Here is a 5,077-nt window from a genome sequence, read left to right on the forward strand (position 1 = left end):
GAGTTCGGTGGGCTCAGTGGGCTCGCTGGTCTCGGTGGACTTGCTGGTCTCGGTGGGCTCACTGGACTCGGTGGGCTCGACGGCGGACGTGCCGGCCTCGGAGGCCGGGGGCTCGGTGGGCTCGGGCCCCTGCTCATGCGATGCCGGTCCGGCCTCCGGCGCTGACGGGACGCCGTGCCCGGTCGCCCCGGCCGTGGTGCCCGATGACTGGCGTGTACTCGTGTGCTGAGGCACCCGGAGGTCCTTCCGTACGCGGCGTCGCTGAGGAGGCGGGCCACGCTGGGGAGGCAGGACCCGCCGCACTCCCGTACGGCCTGGCCGGTGCCCCTGTTCACGGCACCGGGCAAACACCCGGCAAACGCGCGGTTCTCCCGCCCGGGCCTGCCGGACCCGGCGCGATCCCGTACCGGGCGTCGCAGGCACGTCCGCATGGTGAAATCCCCTCGGTTGTGGCAGCGTGATTCTCGCCACCCTTGATAAGGGTTGCGCTCAGATGAGCGGATCTTGAGCGGCTGCACTTTTCCAAGTGCTGGCACTCAGTGCCAGCAGATGATCGTTCATCGATCGAAATCAAACGCGCCTAGATGCGCTCATATGAGCGAGTGAGTGGGTCTACGGGTGTGGACTCGTTCAAGAAGTGAAAACATCCGGCCCTGACGACTTGCCAAGCCTTGACTTTCGATCCGCCGGCGGACGACTGGTTACGGGCGCATGACGTGCAAGTGGACGTACCCACAGGCCTCTGATCTGGGTATGTTCCTCGCCGTCAGGGCAGCCACCGCGTCCTCGAGGAGTCGAGACCCGTGTCGGAAAACAAAGAACCCCAGGTAGCCGAGGACGGCAACAGCGTTGAGACCGTGAAGTTCGTCTACGACTTCACCGAGGGCAACAAGGACCTCAAGGACCTCCTCGGCGGCAAGGGCGCCAACCTCGCCGAGATGACCAACCTGGGCCTTCCGGTCCCCCCGGGCTTCACGATCACCACTGAGGCCTGCAAGGTATACCTCGACAGCGGCGAGGAGCCGGCGGCACTGCGTGACGAGGTGAGCGCGCACCTCGACGCGCTCGAGCAGAAGATGGGCAAGAAGCTCGGCCAGCCCGACGACCCCCTGCTCGTCTCCGTCCGCTCCGGCGCCAAGTTCTCCATGCCCGGCATGATGGACACCGTCCTGAACATCGGCCTGTCCGACAAGTCCGTGCAGGGCCTGGCCCAGCAGGCCGGTGACGACCGGTTCGCCTGGGACTCCTACCGCCGGCTCATCCAGATGTTCGGCAAGACCGTCCTCGGCGTCGACGGCGACCTCTTCGAGGACGCCCTCGAGGCGGCCAAGAAGGCCAAGAAGGTCGCCGTCGACACCGAGCTGGACGCGGCCGACCTGAAGAAGCTGGTCACCAAGTTCAAGAAGATCGTCAAGACCGAGGCCGGCCGGGACTTCCCGCAGGACCCGCGCGAGCAGATGGACCTCGCCATCAAGGCGGTCTTCGACTCCTGGAACGGCGAGCGCGCCAAGCTCTACCGCCGTCAGGAGCGCATCCCGCACGACCTCGGCACCGCCGTCAACGTCTGCTCGATGGTCTTCGGCAACCTCGGCCCCGACTCCGGCACCGGCGTCGCCTTCACCCGCGACCCCGCCTCCGGCCACCAGGGCGTCTACGGCGACTACCTGCAGAACGCGCAGGGCGAGGACGTGGTCGCGGGCATCCGCAACACCGTGCCGCTGGCGGAGCTGGAGCGGATCGACAAGAAGTCGTACGACCAGCTGATGCAGATCATGGAGACCCTGGAGAACCACTACAAGGATCTCTGCGACATCGAGTTCACCATCGAGCGCGGCCGGCTGTGGATGCTGCAGACCCGCGTCGGCAAGCGCACCGCCGGTGCCGCCTTCCGCATCGCCACCCAGCTGGTCGACCAGGGCCTGATCGACGAGACCGAGGCGCTGCAGCGCGTGACCGGCGCCCAGCTCGCGCAGCTGATGTTCCCCCGCTTCGACGAGCACGCCAAGGTCGAGCAGGTCGCCCGCGGCATCGCCGCCTCTCCGGGCGCGGCGGTCGGCAAGGCGGTCTTCGACTCGTACACCGCCGTGAAGTGGTCCCGCTCGGGCGAGAAGGTCATCCTGGTCCGCCGGGAGACCAACCCCGACGACCTGGACGGCATGATCGCGGCCGAGGGCATCCTGACCTCCCGCGGCGGCAAGACCTCCCACGCGGCCGTCGTCGCCCGCGGCATGGGCAAGACCTGTGTGTGCGGCGCGGAGGACCTGGAGGTCGACACCAAGCGCCGCCGGATGACGGTCCCGGGCGGACACGTCGTCGAGGAGGGCGACGTGATCTCCATCGACGGCTCCACCGGCAAGGTCTACCTGGGCGAGGTCCCGGTCGTCCCGTCCCCGGTCGTGGAGTACTTCGAGGGCCGGATGCACCCGGGCGCCGACGACGCGGACGAGCTGGTCGAGGCGGTCCACCGGATGATGGCCTTCGCCGACCGCAAGCGCCGCCTGCGGGTGCGCGCCAACGCCGACAACGCCGAGGACGCGCTGCGCGCCCGCCGCTTCGGCGCCCAGGGCATCGGCCTGTGCCGCACCGAGCACATGTTCCTCGGCGACCGCCGCGAGCTGGTCGAGCGCCTGATCCTGGCGGACACGGAGGCGGAGCGCGAGGAGTCCCTCAAGCAGCTGCTGCCGTTGCAGAAGCAGGACTTCGTGGAGCTCTTCGAGGCGATGGACGGCCTCCCCGTCACCATCCGCCTCCTGGACCCGCCGCTGCACGAGTTCCTGCCCGACATCACCGAGCTCTCGGTCCGCGTGGCCCTGGCGGAGTCCCGTCAGGAGCCGCACGAGAACGAGCTGCGCCTGCTCCAGGCGGTCCACCGCCTGCACGAGCAGAACCCGATGCTCGGCCTGCGCGGCGTACGCCTGGGCCTGGTCGTCCCCGGCCTGTTCACCATGCAGGTCCGCGCCATCGCCGAGGCCGCCGCCGAGCGCAAGGCCGCCAAGGGCGACCCGCGCGCCGAGGTCATGATCCCGCTCGTGGGCACCGTCCAGGAGCTGGAGATCGTCCGCGAGGAGGCCGACCAGGTCATCGCCGAGGTCGAGGCCGCGTCGGGCACCGATCTCAAGCTGGCGATCGGCACGATGATCGAGCTGCCGCGCGCCGCGCTGACCGCGGGCCAGATCGCCGAGGCGGCGGAGTTCTTCTCCTTCGGCACCAACGACCTGACCCAGACGGTCTGGGGCTTCAGCCGCGACGACGTCGAGGCCTCGTTCTTCACCGCCTACCTGGAGAGGGGCATCTTCGGAGTCTCCCCCTTCGAGACGATCGACAAGGACGGCGTCGGCTCCCTGGTGAAGTCCGCCGTCAAGGCCGGCCGCGCCACCCGCCCCGACCTCAAGCTCGGCGTCTGCGGCGAGCACGGCGGCGACCCCGAGTCCGTCCACTTCTTCCACGAGGTCGGCCTGGACTACGTCTCCTGCTCCCCGTTCCGCATCCCGGTCGCCCGTCTGGAGGCCGGCCGCGCGGCGGTCGAGGCGGAGGGCAGCGACCACCGCTGAAAGACCCCGGAGTCCTCGTCGTGGTCCCCGACCCCTCACCACCGATTACGACGAGGACTCCGGCACCAGGGAGCGCGGCGCCCGCCGCCGCGCTCCCACCCGGACCCGGAGCCGCCGTCGGTCCCCGACCAAACCGATCGGCGGCGGCTCCGGTACGCCCCACACCCCGCCCCGCCGGACGCGAGCCACCCGGCGGGGCGTCGTACCTCGTACCTCAGAAGTGCCTCAGATACATGGACGGCGCACATATCACGTCCCTAGGGTCGCGATCATGCCCGACATATCGCTGACCGTGGTCGTCCTCCTGTGCCTCGCCGCCTTCGCGGCCGGGTGGATCGACGCCGTGGTCGGCGGGGGCGGGCTCCTGCTGCTGCCGGCGCTGCTGCTCGGGCTGCCCGGCTCCACCCCGGCCGCGTCCGCGCTCGGCACCAACAAGGCGGTCGCCATCGTCGGCACGACCGGCGCGGCCGTGACCTACGTCCGCCGGACGCCCGTGGACGTCCGCACCGCCGTACGCATCGGCCTGGCGGCGCTCGCCGGATCCTCCGCGGGGGCCTTCCTCGCGGCCGGGATGAGCACCGAGGTGCTCAAGCCGGTGATCATGGTGGTGCTGCTCGGGGTGGGCGCCTTCGTGATCCTGCGCCCGGCCTTCGGCACTGCCCCGGCCCCCGGCCCGGCCACCCGCCGCCGGATCCTCGCGGCGATCGGCCTCGCGGGCCTGGGCATCGGCTTCTACGACGGCCTCATCGGCCCCGGCACCGGCACGTTCCTCGTCCTGGCGCTCACCGCCATCCTCCACCTGGACCTGGTGACCGCCTCCGCCAACGCCAAGATCATCAACTGCTGCACCAACGCGGGCGCCCTGGCCACCTTCGCCTGGCAGGGCGTGGTCCTGTGGCAGCTGGCAGCCGTCATGGCCGTGTTCAACCTGGCGGGCGGCGCCCTGGGCGCGCACACCGCCCTGAAGAGGGGCAGCGGCTTCGTCCGCATCGTGCTGCTGACGGTGGTGTTCGCGCTGGTGGCCAACCTGGCCTATCAGCAGTGGGTGGCCTAGCGGGCGTCGCGGGCGCCGGTTCAGCGGCTGCCGGTCAGATACGCGAAGACGACCACGTTGCCCTGGTAGCCGGTGGACTTCGAGTAGCCGCCGCCGCAGGTGATCACCCGTAGTTCGGGGCGCTTGGCGGCGCCGTAGACCTTCTCGTCGGGGAAGTCCTTCGCCTCGTAGACCTCGATCGCGTCCACGGTGAACACCGCGACGCCGCCGTCCCGGCGGTCCACCTCGATGGTGCTGCCCTTCTTCAGGGCGCCGAGGTCGTAGAAGACGGCGGGGCCCTGGGTGTTGTCCACGTGGCCGGCGACGATCGCGGTGCCCCTCTCGCCGGGGGTGGTGCCGGCCTCGTACCAGCCGGCCAGGTTCTTGTCGTCGGCGGGCGGGACGTCCAGGCTGCCGGACTCCGTCAGGCCGAGGCCGATCAGGGGGGCGTTCACCCGTATGGAGGGTATGCGTATGCGGAGGGGCGGGGACG

Annotated in this window: 3 protein-coding genes and 1 pseudogene; 2 read left to right on the forward strand and 2 right to left on the reverse strand. The window is 70.2% G+C overall.

Annotated features, from left to right (window positions below; all coding sequences use genetic code 11):
• Positions 1 to 234 (reverse strand): annotated as a pseudogene (locus C1I97_RS40795) (hypothetical protein); the annotation flags it as partial.
• Between the two features lie 569 nt (positions 235 to 803).
• Here C1I97_RS40795 and ppdK point away from each other — a divergent pair.
• Both ppdK and C1I97_RS31190 read left to right on the forward strand, forming a co-directional pair.
• Entirely contained in the window at positions 804 to 3,551 is a 2,748-nt protein-coding gene (gene ppdK, locus C1I97_RS31185) for a pyruvate, phosphate dikinase (RefSeq protein ID WP_111006424.1), read from the forward strand.
• A gap of 271 nt (positions 3,552 to 3,822) precedes the next feature.
• Entirely contained in the window at positions 3,823 to 4,605 is a 783-nt protein-coding gene (locus C1I97_RS31190; protein WP_111006425.1) for a sulfite exporter TauE/SafE family protein, read from the forward strand.
• A gap of 20 nt (positions 4,606 to 4,625) precedes the next feature.
• On the opposite strand, the gene C1I97_RS31195 is transcribed toward C1I97_RS31190, so the two are convergent.
• Positions 4,626 to 5,077 (reverse strand): class F sortase (locus tag C1I97_RS31195; protein ID WP_111006426.1); only part of this gene is annotated, 452 nt, incomplete at its 5' end.

The organism is Streptomyces sp. NTH33 (genome assembly GCF_003236365.1).
Classification (GTDB): Bacteria; Actinomycetota; Actinomycetes; order Streptomycetales; family Streptomycetaceae; genus Streptomyces.